This is a genomic window from Brucella anthropi ATCC 49188 (assembly GCF_000017405.1).
GTDB classification, from domain to species: domain Bacteria; phylum Pseudomonadota; class Alphaproteobacteria; order Rhizobiales; family Rhizobiaceae; genus Brucella; species Brucella anthropi.
On the sequence record NC_009667.1, the window covers coordinates 2239474 to 2256149 of the forward strand.

Consider the following 16676-nt stretch of genomic DNA (forward strand, 5'->3'; position numbering starts at 1 on the left):
AAAACGCCTCAGGGGAGCTTAATTGCAACCTTGCTAGCGTGATCGCGATCAAAAATCGGCGGAACGAAAAATACCTTATCTTGTAAGAAGCATGAGCGCAAATACTAAATCTAGTGTTAACGCTGTTTCTGATTGATGTTGCATCTGCTTCTCCAGAGAAGGGCGAACCCAGAATTTGGGCGCAAGAAAGCACCGAGCGAAAACCGCACTTTCAAAGCGCAACGCTCGTTCGATACTCAACTTGACCGAAAAAAGGACCGGCAGATTACAACGCCCGATCACGCTACTTACGCAACGATAGTATCATAAAAAACGACTCGGCTTCGAGCGTCAAGCAATGGTTTGTTGTAACGCTCCAGCATCTAGATATTGTGCGTAACAGCTTGGGGCAAATGTGGATAACGGGGAGAAGCGACACTTTTGCGAACCAAGCCGGCTATGTGATTTGGGGAGCCTGGATAGCCGCTATTATTAGCAGTTAGAGGAACAAGCACGGCAGCGTCGACTGTCGAAAGAGAAAATCCCTGCAAAAGGATCGTAATCCGGGGGAATGTTGCATTGAAGACGGCTTGCGGGCTGCTTACTCCGCAGCAGCGGCAATTCCCGAATCACCAAAATGGTTCAGTAACTGCTTCAGTTCGGTCTCTTCGACGCGATTGGCCGCTTCCTGCGGCGACACCCATTCGCAGATGCGCTGATCCCGCTCAGGCCAGTCTTTCTCCTGCCCGGTGAACTGCACCGCGAATACCGCCGCCGTGAACTGGTTTATGCGTTCAGGTGGCAGATCGGTCTTGCAGTAGCAGAAACTACCGATTGGTACTGGTGAGACCTCACCACGAATGCCTGCTTCTTCATAAGCTTCACGAAGAGCAGTATCTGCCAGAGTGCGACCAACTTGCGGCCAGCCTTTGGGGATGATCCAGCGGCCTGTACCGCGGCTCGTAATGACGAGAACCTTGAGGGTGCCCATGTCGCGACGATAGACAAGCGCCGCAACCTGCTGCAAACGACCGGAAGGCGTCAAAATACGCTTTTCGGTTGCAATCAGTTGTTTGGCCTGCGACTTCACCGCGAAAATCCCCTTTTTATCTATAGCATGATCCGATTCGCCAAAATAACAACTGATTAGTTAGGCAGCTGACCTTTGAAAATATTCAAAAAAGCTTTTATTTTAAAGGTATTACTAAAATTTCGGCAGGAGATGGCGGCTTTGAAAACGCTATCTGCCTCTAATCGGCGTTATTTCGATGCGCTTTCCATAAGGTGCGATTGCGGCGGAAATATCACCGCAATCGCGTTCGTTTGTTTTCGTTTCGCAGCGTTTTGATCTGGCGGATGTGAATCCGCCAGTTTTATCGGAAGTGCATTCGATGGATTTATGGCTTCAAGTCTGTCGGGCTTCAGCCGCGCTTGTCGCCTGCGATCGGTTCCTGATAGGTGAAGCCCATATCCCAAGGGAAATAGATCCAGGTGTCCTGAGACACTTCCGTTACGAAGGTATCGATCAGCGGACGGCCTTTCGGCTTGGCGTAAACAGTCGCAAAATGGGCCTTCGGCATCATTTCCCGCACGATGGCTGCGGTTTTGCCGGTGTCGGTCAGGTCGTCTACGACAATGACGCCTTCGCCGCCATTTTCCAGAAGTGTTTCGCTCACACCCTTGAGGATCTGCATGTCGCCTTGCGACGTGTAGTCGTGATAGGAGGCAATACAGACGGTTTCGATGAGACGAATGCCGAGTTCGCGGCAGACAATGGCTGCAGGGACCAGACCGCCACGCGTGATGGCAACAATTGCGTGCCAATCGCGATTCATACCGGCAATCCGCCAGGCGAGGGCGCGGGCATCACGGTGGAACTGATCCCATGAAACTGGGAAGGCTTTATCTGGCAAGGACATCGAAACGCTCCGTGGAACGATCCGGAGCTCGTTCTCCGGACCTTTAAAAACCAAAAATGCGCTATGACGGATTGCCAAGCGCTGTAACTGTCAGGATCTGCGGCTTTTCTTCGTCTGCGCCCTTTCAGGCGGGCGGCAAGAGAGGAAAAGGCTCTCCACCCGGCACAGTCAGCGCCGGGTGATGCTGATAACCGCAAAAATGGTGTTCTTGCAAGCGTGTCGTGTCATCACAGGCTAGTTGTCAGCCAGTTGTTGGCCAATTGCCGGATCAAACTGGCTTCAATCGTGTCTTCTAACGCGAGAAAAGCGTGAGAATGGGCAGCTCGTTCAGCATGGAGCGCGTCACCCCGCCAAAGACCAGTTCACGCAACCGGGAATGACTGTAAGCGCCCATCACGAAAAGATCAGCGCGTTCAGCGATGATATGTTCCCTCAACGCATCCTGCGCATAACGTCCGTTGGATGCCAGTGCTGTGGTCGTGACATCAATCCCATGCCGGGACAGTGATTCCGCAATATCGTGGCTCGCCAAAGCCTGATCCTCGCCTTCAATTTCCGGTGGATCGACCCAAACGATTTCCGTTCTGTCGGCATGTTTCATCAAGGGCAGGGCGTCGAAAGCGGCCCGGGCTGCTTCCCGCTTGCCGTTAAAGGCGACGACGATCCGGTCGAGCGAAACCATCTGCAGCACCGGTGCATAGGGAACCAGCAGAACAGGGCAGCTGGAATTGAAAACAATCGTATCGGCGGTTTCGTCGTTGGTGGCCGGATCGTCGGGGTCGGGTTGCCCGGCGACCAGCAATTCGGCTCCAAGACAAGCAGTCAGCACGCCATCAGCAGCGGTGCCGGTTTCGGATCGCGTGATGCGATATTCATAGTTGGTGCCCTGACGGCGCATCTCTTCCTCGAAGAGATGTTTCAGTCTTTCGGAAAGTTCCTTGTGCTGCTTGTCATGCAGTTCGAACATTCCCGGATCGATGAAGCCGTTCGGGTCGGCATAGACGATGGGCGAAGGGATTGAATAAAGCCCGATGACGTGAATATCGGGCACCTTCTGCTTTAGAAGTCCAACGGCGGACACAACCCGCTTCAACTCGGATTCACTGCGAGAATAGGCAACCACCGTCTTGTAGGACATGACCGAACTCCTTCCGGCTGTGTTTCTATTTTAGCATATAGTGCAACGAGTTGCGCGGGCAAAAGGTTGCAAAGGATTAAGCGGCACCTTTTGTTTCGAGCGACGAGATCATTTTTTCGATTGCATCAATTGCCGTATCGATTTTTTGAGGATCGCTCCCGCGGACGACAAGTTCCGTGCTGAAGCGCCCATTCTCGAATTTTGGATAGGAACCGATGATTGTGTCGGGGTTTTCTTTCTGGATTTCCGTCAGGGGCGCGCCAATCACGCCTTCGCCAAAAGGACAAAGCACCGATCTGGACAGAAGCTTGCGGCCGGTCTTCAGTGTCGGCAGTACATTGTCGAGCATTGCCTGAAACACGGAAGGCACGCCTGCCATCACATAGACATTGCCGATATGAAAGCCAGGTGCGGCGGAGATCGGGTTCGCTATATGCTCAGAACCTTGCGGCATACGCGCCATGCGCTTGCGCGAGTCGGTGAATTCCAGCCCGCGCTTTGCATAATTGTCGCCAAGCAGTTTCATGGCTTTTTCGTCATAGATACAAGGCACGCCAAAGGCCGCAGAAACCGCATCGGCGGTGATGTCGTCATGGGTAGGGCCAATGCCACCGGACGTGAAAACATAGTCATAATGCGGTCGCAGTGCATTCAAAGCGGCGACGATGGCGATTTCTTCGTCCGGAACAATCCGTACTTCCTTGAGATCAATGCCCGCCGCTGTCAGGACATCGGCGAGATGTCCGATATTCTTGTCCTTGGTGCGGCCTGAGAGAAGCTCGTCGCCAATTGCCAGCATGGCTGCCTTGACGGCTTGCTGCGGATTGTTGGTCATATCCAGACTCCATTTTCTGGCATCAGTTAAGCGCCAGCAGGACAAGGCTGCAACTGCTTTATTGCAGCATTTTATTCGTGTGCGAGAAGTTGCGCCTTTCCAAAGAAGGCGGCTCCCCTAATTGAACCTGTCGAGGTTGGGACCTCACAAATCGGGATATGGAGACGTCACATGGTTAAAGTGCTGGTGCTGTATTATTCGGCCTATGGTCACATGGAGAAAATGGCCAAGGCGGCGGCTGAAGGTGCGCGCGAAGGCGGCGCGGAGGTCACGATCAAACGGGTGCCGGAACTGGTTCCGCCGGATGTCGCGAAAGCCTCGCACTATAAGATCGATCAGGATGCGCCGATTGCCACGCCGGCTGAACTCGCGGATTACGACGCCATCATCATCGGCACCGCTACCCGCTATGGCATGATGGCGGCTCAAATGAAGAATTTCCTCGACCAGACCGGCGGTCTCTGGGCAAAGGGTGCCCTCATTAACAAGGTCGGGTCGGTGATGGTTTCCACAGCCACGCAGCATGGTGGCGCGGAACTGGCGTTGATTTCCACACAGTGGCAGATGCAGCATCAGGGCATGATTATCGTCCCGCTTTCCTATGCCTATCAGGGGCAGATGGGAAATGATGTGGTGCGCGGCGGTGCTCCCTATGGGATGACGACAACTGCAGATGGCGACGGTTCGCGCCAGCCTTCGGAACAGGAACTGGACGGGGCGCGGTTTCAGGGCAAGCGTGTTGCGGAAATCACTGCCAAGCTGAACAGTTGAGTGGAGTAGCAGCTATTGAAAAGCCGCAGATTCAATCTGCGGCTTCTCTGAAAAAATAGTTAGAAAGATCAGTTAACTGTTTCTGTTTTATTATCTTTTTCAATAACATGATAAGTCATTTGCGGATAAGGGATGTTGATCCCGGCTTTGTCAAATTCGATCTTCACCGTTTTGATTGTGTGGCGCGACACCTGCGCATAATCGGCGCTGTTTATCCAGTAGTTGGCGCTGAGAACGACTGCACTGTCGCCCAGTTGCGATACGAAATAGGCCGGTGCGGGTGTTGAGAGAACACCTTTCTGATCTTCGACAATCTTCTTTATGATCGCGAAGGCCTGATCGATATTGTCTTCGTAGCCAATCCCCACCTTGAACTCGTGCATGCGGGTTTTCATGCGGCTGTAATTGGTGACGGGCGTATTCCAAAGAGAGGAATTGGGTGCCAGCACGTAAAGGCCATCAATGGTTTTGAGCTCCGTCGCAAACAAGCCGACGTCTTGCACGGTGCCGACGACGGTGCCTGCACTGATATATTCACCAACGCGAAATGGCCTGAGGACCAGAATCATGATGCCTGCTGCGATGTTCTGCAACGTACCTTGAAGGGCGAGGCCGATAGCAAGGCCAATGGCGCCTAGCGCTGCGAGAATGGACGCGGTCTGGACGCCAAACTGCCCGAGAACCATGACCAGAATAATGACGAGTATGCTGTAGCGGACGACAGCGCCGAAGAATCCGACCAGAGTCTGGTCGAAGCCGCGAATTTTCGACAGCGACTGTATGGTCCATTTTTGAAGGATTCCGGCCAGTATCCAGCCGACGCAAAGGATAATCAGCGCACCGAGTGTGGAGACTGAATATCGTATGAGAAGGTCGTACATCTGGAGAACGAATGCGTTTGTATTTGCGATCAACTGTGTGGCTTGCTCTTCCATTGTTCCGTCTGCATCTGTTTCGAGTAGGGGAAAACTGGAGGATAGGGCAGCAAATTGTCAAGGCGAGGTTGCCTGGAGCGGATATGGGAAAACTGAGCGCAAAAGGAGGAGGTGGTGCGGTCGGCGGGACTTGAACCCGCAAGTCTAAAAGACGACGGATTTTAAGTCCGTTGCGTATACCAATTTCGCCACGACCGCAGCAATTGCCCTCGTCTATGTCATGATTTGTGTCACGAATTCAAGCCACAAAGCCTGTTAACATCAACAGTTAGTATTGCCGAATATATGCTTACTCTAAATCGTTGATTTGGCGACCTGACGAGCTTCAACCTTGTCTGCATTGTCAAACCCATGTAGCGATGGGCGGAAATCCAGCAGGAAATGCAGAAAGTCGAATAATGACCGCCTTCGTCAAATCCGTATCCGAGGCCGAAAAGGCAATGCGCGCGCTGTTTCCTGAAACGCCGCTGCAGCTCAACGATTACCTTTCACGGAAGTACGGTGCGGAAATTTGGCTCAAGCGCGAAGATCTCACGCCGGTCCGGTCCTACAAGATTCGTGGCGCTTTCAACTTCATCTCCAAGGCGGTCGAAACGACCGACAAGAATGCGGTGTTCGTTTGTGCTTCCGCAGGCAACCATGCACAGGGTTTTGCATTCGTCTGCCGCCATTTTGGCCGCAAGGGTGTCGTTTTCATGCCGGTTACGACGCCGCAGCAGAAAATCGACAAGACCCGCGCTTTTGGCGGCGAATTCATTGAAATTAAGCTGGTGGGCGATATTTTCGACGTTTGCTATGCCGCGTCGCAGGAGTTTGCCGCAAGCCAGAAAGGCGTGATGGTGCCGCCTTTCGATCATCCCGGTATCGTTGAGGGGCAGGCGACGGTAGCGCTTGAGATCGAGCGGCAGTTGCCGGAGGGAAAGAAGCCCGACTTTATTCTGCTGCCTGTCGGTGGCGGCGGATTGTCCGGCGGCGTTACGCAATATGTTTCAGATCTGGGCTGGAAGACGAGTTTCCGCTTTATCGAGCCACAGGGCGCTGCGAGCCTGAAAGGGAGCCTTGAAGCAGGCAAGCGTATCAAACTTACGCATGTCGACAATTTCGTCGATGGTGCAGCTGTTGCCGAGATCGGAAAAGAAAACTTCAAGCTTCTCAAAGGATTCGATCCGAAAACTGTTATAACTGTTCCGGAAAACCGGCTTTGCGCAACAATCATCGAAATGCTTAATATTGAGGGCGTTGTGCTTGAACCAGCGGGCGCGCTCGGCATTGATGCGCTGAAGGATTTCAAGAAGAGCGACCTCAAAGGTAAGCGCATCGTCATTGTTGTTTCGGGCGGCAATTTCGACTTCGAGCGCCTGCCGGATGTTCGTGAGCGTGCACTGCGCTTCGAAGGTTTGAAGAAATATTTCATCTTCCGCTTCCCGCAAAGGCCGGGCGCGCTTCGGTCGTTCCTTGATCTTCTGGGTCCTGAAGATGATATTGCGCGTTTCGAATATCTGAAGAAATCTGCGCGCAATTTCGGTTCAGTTCTGATTGGCATCGAAACGAAGAACGCATCGAACTTTAAACTTCTGGAAAAGAAATTCGCAGAAGCCGGTTGGGCCTATCAGGACATAACGGACAATCAGGTGCTCGCTGATTTCATCATCTGATTTCGGTGCCTTAAGCGAAATCAGTTGCTTTTTCGACGAAAACACCCCATATGCCGCGTCAGGCGCATGGGCCGACGTGTTCGTCGGCTTTCCCGGCATTGGACTTGTTGCGTCTCGCCTCTGTCTTCCGGAATGGTCCGGAAGCGGGGAGACCCGAGAAAATGTTCGGGCACGGCAGCGCAAGTCGCCTGGAGTTTACAAGCTTCGGCGTCCCGTCGTTATCATTGAACAGATAGAGTTCGGCAAGTTGCGCTTGACCGGCATTTGTATGCGGACCATGACATCATGGTGCCGCCGAAAGAGATTGAATTGACAAAAGAAATTACGGGCGGCTTTGCCGCTCTCGGCGTTACCGGCATTTTGCTCAAGGGCGTCGAAGCCGCTGGCATGACCGAGCCGAAGCCGATCCAGTTGCAGGCGATTCCACACCAGCTTGAAGGCCGCGATATTCTTGGTATCGCGCAGACGGGCTCCGGCAAGACCGCAGCTTTCAGCCTGCCGATCCTGCAGAAGATCATCGGCCTTGGCGACAAGCGCCGTCCAAAAACTGCACGCGCGCTGATCCTGGCACCAACGCGTGAACTCGCCGTGCAAATTGAACAGACGATCCGCAATGTTTCCAAACACGCGCATATCTCGACAGCGCTTGTGTTGGGCGGCGTTTCCAAGCTGTCCCAGATCAAGCGCATCGCACCGGGCATCGACGTTCTGATCGCCACGCCTGGTCGTTTGACCGATCTGATGCGTGACGGTCTGGTAGACCTTTCGCAGACGCGTTGGCTCGTCCTCGACGAAGCGGACCGTATGCTGGACATGGGCTTCATCAACGATGTGAAGCGCATTGCAAAAGCGACGCATTCCGATCGTCAGACCGCGCTGTTTTCGGCCACCATGCCGAAGGAAATCGCGTCGCTGGCAGGAAGCTTGCTGCATGATCCGGTTCGTGTGGAAGTCGCTCCGCAGGGAACGACGGCTGCTGAAATCACGCAGGTTGTGCATCCTGTGCACACCAAGGAGAAGCGCCGTCTTCTTTCCGCGCTGCTGGGTGACAAGGCCATGCGTTCGGTCATCGTCTTCACCCGCACCAAGCACGGTGCCGATGCGGTGGTCCGTCATCTGGAACGCGATGGCTATGAAGTCGCCGCCATTCACGGCAACAAGTCGCAGAATGCACGTCAGCGTGCGCTGAACGGATTCCGTGATGGATCGCTGCGGATTTTGATCGCAACGGACATTGCTGCTCGCGGCATCGACGTGCCGGGTATCAGCCACGTCGTGAACTACGATCTGCCTGACGAGCCGGAAACCTATGTGCACCGTATTGGCCGTACCGGCCGTAATGGCGCTAGCGGCGCATCGATCACGCTCTATGATCCGGCAGCGGAAGAATCCAAGCTGAGAGCGGTTGAGCGTGTGACGCGTAACAAGCTTCCGATCAAGGATGCACCTGTGGAGCTTGCACCTGCTCCGGCACCGCGCGCAGCGGCTCCGGGCGAACGCCCACAGAAGACCCAGCATCGCAAGGGCGGAACGGCGCAGAAGCCGCGTCGTGCAGCCCCGAAGTCAGGCGACCATCGTACAGGCGGTCACGCAGCAGGTGAAGCCGCTCCGAAAGCGAAGCGTCCGTTCCGCCGCAAGCGCCGCAATGCCAACGGCAATGGCGGACAGCGCGCAGCGTAAGCTTGCCTTGAATATTTTTTCAAAAAGCCGCCCATTTCGGGCGGCTTTTCTATTTATGAGCGTAGGATGGGTTTCAATTTGCGTAATGGCTTGGAAAAATATTCCATGCTTGCTTGAAGGGCAGGGCCGTTCCTCATAATTTCCTCTTCAAAACAGGAAGGACGGAAGCCATGTTCCAATCGGTGCTCGACGTAATCGGCAATACGCCATTGATCCCTTTGAAAAAGGCTTCCGAACTGACCGGCTGCGCAATTTATGGCAAGGCCGAATTTCTCAATCCCGGACAGTCGGTGAAGGACCGCGCAGCGCTCTATATTATTCGCGATGCCGAAAAGCGCGGGCTTCTGAAACCCGGTGGTGTCATCGTTGAAGGTACGGCCGGCAATACCGGCATCGGCCTCACGATGGTCGCGAAAGCGCTTGGCTATCGGACAGTTATCGTTATTCCCGAAACGCAAAGCCAGGAAAAGAAGGACGCGCTGCGCCTGCTTGGCGCCGAACTGATTGAAGTTCCAGCTGCCCCCTATCGCAACCCGAACAATTATGTGCGTCTGTCGGGACGATTGGCCGAACAACTTGCCAGAAGCGAGCCGAACGGCGCGGTCTGGGCCAATCAATTCGATAATCCGATCAACCGGCAGGCCCATATCGAAACAACGGCGCAGGAAATCTGGCGGGATACTGACGGCAAGGTGGACGGGTTTGTCGCCGCTGTTGGATCGGGTGGAACGCTTGTCGGCACCGCATTCGGTCTGAAGGACCACAATGCCGATATCAAGATCGCACTTGCCGATCCATATGGAGCTGCACTCCATTCCTTCTATACGACAGGCGAGCTGAAAGCCGAAGGCGACTCGATCACCGAAGGCATCGGGCAGGGGCGTGTCACCGCCAATCTTGAGGGGTTCACCCCCGATTTCTCTTATCGCCTCTCCGACGCGGAGGCGCTCGATATCGTTTTCGATCTCGTGGAAAATGAGGGACTTTGCCTCGGTGGTTCTTCGGGTATCAATATTGCAGGCGCAATCCGGCTTGCAAAAGATCTCGGGCCGGGCCACACAATTGTGACGGTGCTTTGCGACTATGGTAATCGTTACCAGTCCAAGCTGTTCAATCCTGCTTTCCTGCGTGGCAAGAACCTGCCAGTGCCGGGATGGCTGGAGAGGAAGACCGAGATAGACATACCGTTCGAGGGATAATCATGGCATACGAGACCGAAGCGCTTTTCCGCGAAGATTCCTATCTTTCAACGGCGGAGGGCACGGTACTCGCCATTACCGAGACGGGCGGGATTATTCTCGACCAGACAAACTTCTATGCGACCTCCGGCGGCCAACCGGGGGATATCGGCTTTCTCGAGCGCGCGGATGGTTCTCGTATCGAGATTTCGGCAACCGTTACGGGCGAAAACAAGAACGAAATCATTCATGTTCCGGCAGAAGGACAGGCTTCGCCCACTGTCGGTGAAAAGCTGGTCCTGCATCTTGACTGGCCGCGTCGCTACAAGCTGATGCGGATGCATACGGCCTGCCACCTGCTTTCCGTTGTCTGCCCGTTTTCGATTACCGGCGCTGCGGTGGGCGAGGATGAAAGTCGCGTTGATTTCGATCTTCCCGATCCGAGCTACACCAAGGAATTCGTGACCGAAAGGCTCATGGAGCGGGTGAATGCCAATGACGCGGTTGCCATTCGCTGGATCAGCGATGAAGAATTCCTTGCAAATCCGGATATCGTAAAGTCGAAGAATGTGCGTCCTCCGGTGGGGCTCGGTCGCATACGCCTTGTTCTTATCGGTGAAAACGGCGTGGTGGATTCGCAACCTTGCGGTGGTACGCACGTTTCCGAAACGCAGGAAGTGGGTGAAATCCACATCGGCAAGATCGAGAAAAAGGGCAAGGAAAACCGCCGGTTCCGCATTCGCTTTGGCCCCTTGCCAGAAGCCTGAACCCATTGTTTTCTGCATGTTTCCCGGTTTTACGAAATATGCTTGAGGAGTGTTTACCCATGGTAGAGAAAAGCGCCTTCGTCGTTTCACGGGACTGGTTGAAAGAACGGCTCGGCAAGCCGGGCATCGCGATTGTCGATGCCTCCTGGTATCTCCCGGCTGCTGGACGCAACGGGCAGGAAGAATACAACGCTGCACATATTCCAGGCGCTGTGTTCTTCGATCAGGACAAGATTGCTGACAAGGAATCCGGTCTGCCGCACACCCTGCCGTCGCCAGAGCTTTTTGCGCAGCATGTTGGTGCCATGGGAATTACGGCTGATGAGACAGTTGTTGTCTATGACGGAGTCGGCATGTTTTCCGCACCGCGCGTCTGGTGGATGTTCCGCGTGATGGGTGTGAAGAATGTCTATGTACTTGATGGCGGCTTCGACGGCTGGAAAAAGGCTGGTTATCCGGTGACCGAAGAAGCCACAAAGATTGCGCCAACGCTGTTCACGCCATCATTCGACGAGGCCGCTGTAGTCGATTTCGTGCAGATGCGCGAAATTGTGGACGAGCGACGCTCGCAGATCGCCGATGCACGCGCAGCCGGACGCTTCACCGGACGCGATGCCGAGCCACGGGCAGGCATGCGCTCCGGCCATATGCCCGGTGCACGCAACGTTCCCGTTGGCACTTTGTCTGAAAACGGTGAGCTAAAGGACCTTGCAAGCCTGCGTAAGATTTTCGACGAGGCCGGTGTTGATCTCTCACAACCGGTCGTTACGAGCTGTGGCTCTGGCGTGACCGCAGCGGTCATCATGCTTGCATTGGCGTCGGTCGGTCACAAGGATAATCGTCTATACGACGGTTCCTGGAGTGAATGGGGAAGCCGGCAGGATACACCAGTTGTCACCGGTGAAGCTGAATAAGCATGACCGGAAAACTGACCGCCCGCATCACCCACCTGGAAATGTCTGCCCGTCAGGCAGTTCAGGTGCCGGTGCCGTCTGGTATCCGCCTCGCTATGATGCGCGCGGGTGCCATGCCGGTCCATTACTACCGCTATCTCTATGAACAGATCGGGCGTAAGCATCACTGGATGATGCGCCGTGTTCAGACGGATGCGGAAGTTGCAGCCGTAATTCATGCAGATACGACTGAAATCCACGTTCTTTATGCAGAAGGCTGTCCCGCTGGATTTGTCGAACTCGACTTGACCGCTTTGCCGGAGGCTGCCGAGATTGTCTATTTCGGTCTCATTGATGATTTTCAGGGGCGGGGTCTCGGAAAGTTTTTCCTGAGTGAGGCCATTTCCGCAGCCTGGGCGCATGGACCGGAAAAGGTGACGATCCATACCAATACGCTCGACAGCCCACGAGCTCTGCAACTCTATCAGAAAATGGGATTCGTGCCGGTCGGTTGGTCTGAAGAGGTAATAGAACCCTGGGAATGAAGCGCGGCGCTACCCGCGCGCCACTTCCCGAGCACTTACGATAGAAACGACAGATGCGCTGGCAAGGCGCCCACTTTCTTCATCGAAGACCACGCAATTGCGTCCGCGTTGTTTCGCAATATAGAGGCAGCGGTCAGCGCGGCTGAGTACCTGCGAGTTCGTCTCATTTTTCGGCGCAGAGGCAACACCGATACTGATCGTCAACGGATAGACCTGATACTCCGTTGTGTGAAACGGCGTATTTTCTACTTCTGCGCGTATGCGCTGTGCAACCCGCATACCGGTCTCTCCACTGGCACCCGGCAGAAAAACGCAGAATTCTTCCCCACCGATACGGCCGACGAGATCGCCTTTTCGCGTCACATTCTGAAGCGCGAATGCGATCAGCTTCAATGCGCGGTCGCCGACGCCGTGGCCAAACGTATCGTTGATCGCCTTGAAATGGTCGGCATCGATAACGAGCAAGGTGCCGGTTTCGATACGGGAACGGCTGATCTTCATGGCCTCGAACAACGCTTCACGGTTGAGAAGACCAGTCATGTGGTCGATCCGTGACCGTGCCTGCAGTTCGACATGCGCTTTCTCAAGCTGGAGATATGCATCTTGCAACTTGCTATGTTGATGAAAAATATAGGCAAGAGAAGGGAAGGCCGTGGCTGCGGGAATGCCCGCGCTGAGGCCGAGCGCGACGATGCCAGGCGTGACGCCAGAAGTAAACGCCACTATCGAGGTTGCCCCGAGAGAGAACAACACGACAGACAACGTTATCAAGGCTGCTTTTAGTAGAGCAGTCTTCTTCATTTCCTCGCGCTCCCAACCCTGAGTGAGGATGATCTACGACCCGCGCCTGATCCCTATTAAGAACGGGCATTTATTTTGTGGGCCTTATAAAAGGAACGCCGGAGAGGGGAAAGATACCACCATGCGCTTCTTGCAATTTTTTGTCTATGAGTGCCATTATTGACACAATCACAGGTAGCATAGCGAATATATGTTACGAGGAAACGTAATTAAGCACAACTATGTTTAAAAGAACCGTCTCAACGAGACATAAATCGTAAGTGGCTAATATAAGTCAGGAAATACCCTGGGTAGGGCATTGTAACGAATCCCGGAGCGGCCTGACACTCCGGGATTTTGGCCGGGATTTCGCCGGCATTATGACTGCTGATGGCTTGAATCAGAAGACCGCCAAATATTTCAGAAGCGAAATGATGCCAATAATGATCACGATAACTTGAGCGATCTGTTTGACCTTGGCATCCAGAGGCAGCATGTTGATGAGATAAAGTACGAGGAAGATAACAAGAATTGTTATCAGAAGGCTGATGAGGATGGACATAGGCGGTCTGATCCTTCCCGGAACTTGGGGTTGCGTTGCCTAACCGACGACCGTTCCTCGACGCCGCCGATTGAGCCCGTTCAAACCGAAAGAAAGAGCAGGGCTCTTGCTAGCGGCACATCGTCTCCAATCCAAAAACGATGTGCCGGTTAACGTTCCAAGGAAAAGAAGGTTCCGCTTTGTAAGCAATAACTTAAATCAAGCTGGCACCGAACAGTGCAAGATTTTTCAGATACTCAGCTACGCATGCTGCCCGTCTCGCGGCGGCGCTGATGCCAGCTGAAAGCCTCTTCAATTAGATGAGGTGTATGCCCGCCACGTGCGCAAGCGCGGTCGAAATAATCGTTGAGTTGTGGGCGATAATCCGGGTGCGCACAGTTGTCGATGATGACACGGGCCCGCTCACGAGGGGCGAGGCCGCGCAGATCGGCAAGGCCCTGTTCCGTTACCAGAATGTCCACGTCGTGCTCGGTGTGGTCGACATGCGTGACCATCGGAACGACGGACGATATCGCGCCGTTCTTGGCTTCGGATTTGGTCACGAAGATCGAGATGAAGGCGTTACGGGCAAAGTCGCCTGAACCGCCAATCCCGTTCATCATATGTGTGCCGTCGACATGCGTGGAATTCACATTGCCATAAATGTCGAATTCGAGCGCGGTATTGATACCGATAATGCCGAGACGACGGATGACTTCCGGGTGGTTGCTGATTTCCTGCGGGCGCAGAATAAGCTTGTCGCGGTAACGGTCGATATTGTTGAAGACACGCTCTCCACAGGCGGGGCTGAGCGTGATCGATGATCCTGATGCAAAGTCGAGCTTTCCGGCATCGAACAGGTCGAAGGTGCTGTCCTGCAGCACTTCGCTATACATGCGCAGATTGTGGAACGGGCTATCGGCAAAACCGTTCAATACGGCATTTGCAATGGTGCCGATGCCAGCCTGAAGCGGATTGAGCGTCAGATCAAGACGTCCGGCAGCGACTTCCTGCATCAGAAATTCAATCAGATGGCCCGCAATGGCTATTGTTTCACCGTCGGCCGGTTCCACGGTCGAGGCGCTGTCATTTTCCTGCGTGATGACGATGCCTGCGATCTTTTCCGGTGGGATCGGGATATAGGGCAGGCCGACGCGGCTGTCGCACGCCGTGACCGGTATAGGGTCGCGGGAAGGGCGCTTCGTTGGAATATAGATGTCGTGCAGACCTTCAAGCGCCATAGGCTGATTAAGGTTCACTTCAACGATGACCTTATCGGCCAGAATGGCAAAACTTGCCGAATTGCCGATCGATGTCGTGGGAATGATTCCGCCGCTCTCGGTGATGGCAAGAGCCTCGACCACGGCGTAGTCGATAGGACCGATCTGGTTTGAGCGCAATTGCTCTACAGTTTCGGAAAGATGCTGGTCGATGAACATCACTTCGCCGCGATTGATCGCGGCACGCAGGGTTCTGTCGACCTGAAACGGCATGCGCCGCGAAAGCACGTGTGCTTCTGTAAGAATCTTGTCGACGTCGTGGCCGAGGGAAGCGCCAGTAATCAGCGTGATCTTGAAGGGATCTGTCGCAGCACGGGCAGCCATGGCAACGGGTACAGCCTTGGCGTCGCCAGCGCGGGTAAATCCACTCATGCCGACGACCATACCGTCCTGGATAAGGCTCGCAGCCTGTTCAGCGGTAATGATCTTGTCTCGAAGCGAAGTGTTTCGAATACGTGCTTCCAACATCTTTAAATCGACCTTCCTTCCCATCCGGACCTGAGCCGGAAATGGCGCTCGCTGTCTCGAAAGCAAGATGCTGCTACCGACCATCTGCGAAATACGGCGCCGCCCGGGTAATAGCCTATATGGACCGACAGTACACGCATGCTTTGGTCTTAGATGCCAAGACAGATTGCTGTGATACTGGTCGTGTTTCTCACGTCACGCGATTCTTCGAAATGATTGAAATCAACGATGCAAAGCAGGCTGCTGCGCGTACAATCGACATGAAGGGCAGGATACAAACGGCTAGTGTTTAGTGACGTACATCGATCACATAAGATAGATTATGGAACCAACCCATATCCATCTGTCTTGAAACATCGCGACAACCGCTTGCGGCGCTGTCGACATCTGAGCTCCTTCGAGACTTAGATGTGAACCCTGAATATCAGCCCAGAGTACTAGCGACGCCGAGCTATATAGAGATGGCCTGGAACTGGCGCTCCTTGTTCGCTGCGCACGACGATATCTTCGCAACGCACACAATCCATTCCGTGGTTGTCGAGCATTGCACGCACATAGGTTTGTGCGTGTGCAAAGCGCTGATAGTCTCCGACCATGAATGCACGCCCGGCAAGCCTTGTATCGTCCAGCGTCTCGCTGGAGAAGCCGAAATGTCCGCCTGATGACAGATGCGAGGCAACGCCCGTGAAGAATTTGTCGAGTTCGCCCATATATGGCAAAACATCGGTAGCGACGATCAGATCCCAATCCTGTTCGCTCGTGGTTTCGAGAAAGCGAACGGCTTCGCCGACGAATAGCACCTGATAGTCGCCTTTCTCGTAAGCGACTTCGATCATGTTCTCCGAGATATCGACGCCGGTCTTATGTCCGGCCATGTCATCGAGCGCATCAGCTGACAAGCCAGTGCCGCAGCCCAGATCGAGCATGCGTTCAGCGAAAAACTCGTCGTTCATGTCGAGGAGCATTTCCCGCAGCTGCAGCGGAACGTCATAACCGAGCTGGTCAACAAGGATCGTGTCGAACATTTCGGCATGTTGATCGAAGAGTGTCGACACATAGGCATCCGGTGCCTTTAGAGGTACCGCACCGCGTCCCATGCTCGCAAGCCGCACGGCTGCGCCGCCATGGTCATCAGGATCGATCCGCAGCACATCTTCATAGGCCTTGGCAGCGGCATCGAAATCGCCAGCTTTTTCCAGTGCAAGCGCCCGCTCATAGGCTTCTGCAAGCGCTTCCTGATCAAAAGCTGGTTGGTCATTCTCAGCCATAAAGATCGGCCCTTCTTCTGTTCTTGGCATCTGTTAGATGCGGT

Annotated in this window: 16 protein-coding genes and 1 tRNA gene; 7 read left to right on the forward strand and 10 right to left on the reverse strand. The window is 54.2% G+C overall.

The window, feature by feature from the left end; genetic code table 11:
* Positions 1 to 580 precede the first annotated feature (580 nt).
* The 4 genes from OANT_RS11050 to OANT_RS11065 all read right to left on the reverse strand — a co-directional run bounded on the left by OANT_RS11050 (position 581) and on the right by OANT_RS11065 (position 3871).
* On the reverse strand, positions 581 to 1069 hold the full coding sequence (locus OANT_RS11050; protein WP_012092032.1) for an NUDIX hydrolase: 489 nt from the start codon (positions 1067 to 1069) through the stop codon (positions 581 to 583).
* A 331-nt stretch (positions 1070 to 1400) separates the two neighbouring features.
* On the reverse strand, positions 1401 to 1898 hold the full coding sequence (gpt, locus tag OANT_RS11055; RefSeq protein WP_012092033.1) for a xanthine phosphoribosyltransferase: 498 nt from the start codon (positions 1896 to 1898) through the stop codon (positions 1401 to 1403).
* 292 nt (positions 1899 to 2190) lie between these two features.
* On the reverse strand, positions 2191 to 3036 hold the full coding sequence (locus OANT_RS11060) for a universal stress protein (protein ID WP_012092034.1): 846 nt from the start codon (positions 3034 to 3036) through the stop codon (positions 2191 to 2193).
* 76 nt (positions 3037 to 3112) lie between these two features.
* The gene (locus tag OANT_RS11065) at positions 3113 to 3871 is read right to left on the reverse strand and encodes a competence/damage-inducible protein A (RefSeq protein WP_012092035.1); all 759 of its coding nucleotides are present in this window, start codon (positions 3869 to 3871) and stop codon (positions 3113 to 3115) included.
* A gap of 171 nt (positions 3872 to 4042) precedes the next feature.
* Between OANT_RS11065 and wrbA the strand changes: the two genes are divergently transcribed.
* Positions 4043 to 4642, forward strand: coding sequence for an NAD(P)H:quinone oxidoreductase type IV (gene wrbA, locus OANT_RS11070; protein WP_010660082.1), 600 nt, complete (start codon positions 4043 to 4045; stop codon positions 4640 to 4642).
* Between the two features lie 68 nt (positions 4643 to 4710).
* Here the strand turns inward: wrbA and OANT_RS11075 are convergent, their stop codons facing one another.
* Positions 4711 to 5577: a mechanosensitive ion channel family protein gene (locus OANT_RS11075; protein ID WP_012092036.1), complete on the reverse strand. Its 867-nt coding sequence runs from the start codon at positions 5575 to 5577 to the stop codon at positions 4711 to 4713.
* Positions 5578 to 5689: 112 nt separating this feature from the next.
* Positions 5690 to 5775 (reverse strand) — tRNA-Leu (locus OANT_RS11080).
* Positions 5776 to 5972: 197 nt separating this feature from the next.
* Between OANT_RS11080 and ilvA the strand changes: the two genes are divergently transcribed.
* From ilvA to OANT_RS11110, 6 genes are all read left to right on the forward strand, one after another.
* Positions 5973 to 7232 carry a threonine ammonia-lyase IlvA gene (gene ilvA / locus OANT_RS11085; protein WP_040130136.1) on the forward strand — a complete coding sequence of 420 codons (1260 nt, stop codon included), beginning with the start codon at positions 5973 to 5975 and terminating at the stop codon, positions 7230 to 7232.
* Positions 7233 to 7517: 285 nt separating this feature from the next.
* The gene (locus OANT_RS11090) at positions 7518 to 8912 is read left to right on the forward strand and encodes a DEAD/DEAH box helicase (protein WP_012092038.1); all 1395 of its coding nucleotides are present in this window, start codon (positions 7518 to 7520) and stop codon (positions 8910 to 8912) included.
* A 170-nt stretch (positions 8913 to 9082) separates the two neighbouring features.
* Positions 9083 to 10111, forward strand: coding sequence for a cysteine synthase A (locus tag OANT_RS11095; RefSeq protein WP_012092039.1), 1029 nt, complete (start codon positions 9083 to 9085; stop codon positions 10109 to 10111).
* A 2-nt stretch (positions 10112 to 10113) separates the two neighbouring features.
* Complete coding sequence (locus tag OANT_RS11100) at positions 10114 to 10857, forward strand: alanyl-tRNA editing protein (RefSeq protein WP_012092040.1); 744 nt, start codon at positions 10114 to 10116, stop codon at positions 10855 to 10857.
* A gap of 59 nt (positions 10858 to 10916) precedes the next feature.
* On the forward strand, positions 10917 to 11771 hold the full coding sequence (sseA, locus tag OANT_RS11105) for a 3-mercaptopyruvate sulfurtransferase (protein WP_012092041.1): 855 nt from the start codon (positions 10917 to 10919) through the stop codon (positions 11769 to 11771).
* Positions 11772 to 11773: 2 nt separating this feature from the next.
* The gene (locus OANT_RS11110) at positions 11774 to 12295 is read left to right on the forward strand and encodes a GNAT family N-acetyltransferase (RefSeq protein WP_010660089.1); all 522 of its coding nucleotides are present in this window, start codon (positions 11774 to 11776) and stop codon (positions 12293 to 12295) included.
* A gap of 9 nt (positions 12296 to 12304) precedes the next feature.
* Here OANT_RS11110 and OANT_RS11115 read toward each other — a convergent pair whose 3' ends face one another.
* The 4 genes from OANT_RS11115 to OANT_RS11130 all read right to left on the reverse strand — a co-directional run bounded on the left by OANT_RS11115 (position 12305) and on the right by OANT_RS11130 (position 16632).
* The gene (locus OANT_RS11115) at positions 12305 to 13096 is read right to left on the reverse strand and encodes a GGDEF domain-containing protein (RefSeq protein WP_012092042.1); all 792 of its coding nucleotides are present in this window, start codon (positions 13094 to 13096) and stop codon (positions 12305 to 12307) included.
* A 379-nt stretch (positions 13097 to 13475) separates the two neighbouring features.
* Positions 13476 to 13637, reverse strand: coding sequence for a Thivi_2564 family membrane protein (locus OANT_RS26880; RefSeq protein WP_010660091.1), 162 nt, complete (start codon positions 13635 to 13637; stop codon positions 13476 to 13478).
* A gap of 236 nt (positions 13638 to 13873) precedes the next feature.
* Complete coding sequence (gene scpC, locus OANT_RS11120; RefSeq protein ID WP_040129276.1) at positions 13874 to 15364, reverse strand: succinyl-CoA:acetate CoA-transferase ScpC; 1491 nt, start codon at positions 15362 to 15364, stop codon at positions 13874 to 13876.
* A 437-nt stretch (positions 15365 to 15801) separates the two neighbouring features.
* Positions 15802 to 16632, reverse strand: a complete 831-nt coding sequence (locus OANT_RS11130) for a class I SAM-dependent methyltransferase (protein WP_012092044.1) — start codon at positions 16630 to 16632, stop codon at positions 15802 to 15804.
* Between the last annotated feature and the right edge of the window lie 44 nt (positions 16633 to 16676).

Bases quoted from the DNA above. Each gene is read 5' to 3' on its own strand.
- gpt (WP_012092033.1), bottom strand. From the start codon at position 1,898: ATGTCCTTGCCAGATAAAGCCTTCCCAGTTTCATGGGATCAGTTCCAC.
- OANT_RS11060 (WP_012092034.1), bottom strand. From the start codon at position 3,036: ATGTCCTACAAGACGGTGGTTGCCTATTCTCGCAGTGAATCCGAGTTG.
- OANT_RS11065 (WP_012092035.1), bottom strand. From the start codon at position 3,871: ATGACCAACAATCCGCAGCAAGCCGTCAAGGCAGCCATGCTGGCAATT.
- wrbA (WP_010660082.1), top strand. From the start codon at position 4,043: ATGGTTAAAGTGCTGGTGCTGTATTATTCGGCCTATGGTCACATGGAG.
- OANT_RS11075 (WP_012092036.1), bottom strand. From the start codon at position 5,577: ATGGAAGAGCAAGCCACACAGTTGATCGCAAATACAAACGCATTCGTT.
- OANT_RS11090 (WP_012092038.1), top strand. From the start codon at position 7,518: ATGGTGCCGCCGAAAGAGATTGAATTGACAAAAGAAATTACGGGCGGC.
- OANT_RS11095 (WP_012092039.1), top strand. From the start codon at position 9,083: ATGTTCCAATCGGTGCTCGACGTAATCGGCAATACGCCATTGATCCCT.
- OANT_RS11100 (WP_012092040.1), top strand. From the start codon at position 10,114: ATGGCATACGAGACCGAAGCGCTTTTCCGCGAAGATTCCTATCTTTCA.
- sseA (WP_012092041.1), top strand. From the start codon at position 10,917: ATGGTAGAGAAAAGCGCCTTCGTCGTTTCACGGGACTGGTTGAAAGAA.
- OANT_RS11110 (WP_010660089.1), top strand. From the start codon at position 11,774: ATGACCGGAAAACTGACCGCCCGCATCACCCACCTGGAAATGTCTGCC.
- OANT_RS11115 (WP_012092042.1), bottom strand. From the start codon at position 13,096: ATGAAGAAGACTGCTCTACTAAAAGCAGCCTTGATAACGTTGTCTGTC.
- OANT_RS26880 (WP_010660091.1), bottom strand. From the start codon at position 13,637: ATGTCCATCCTCATCAGCCTTCTGATAACAATTCTTGTTATCTTCCTC.
- scpC (WP_040129276.1), bottom strand. From the start codon at position 15,364: ATGTTGGAAGCACGTATTCGAAACACTTCGCTTCGAGACAAGATCATT.
- OANT_RS11130 (WP_012092044.1), bottom strand. From the start codon at position 16,632: ATGGCTGAGAATGACCAACCAGCTTTTGATCAGGAAGCGCTTGCAGAA.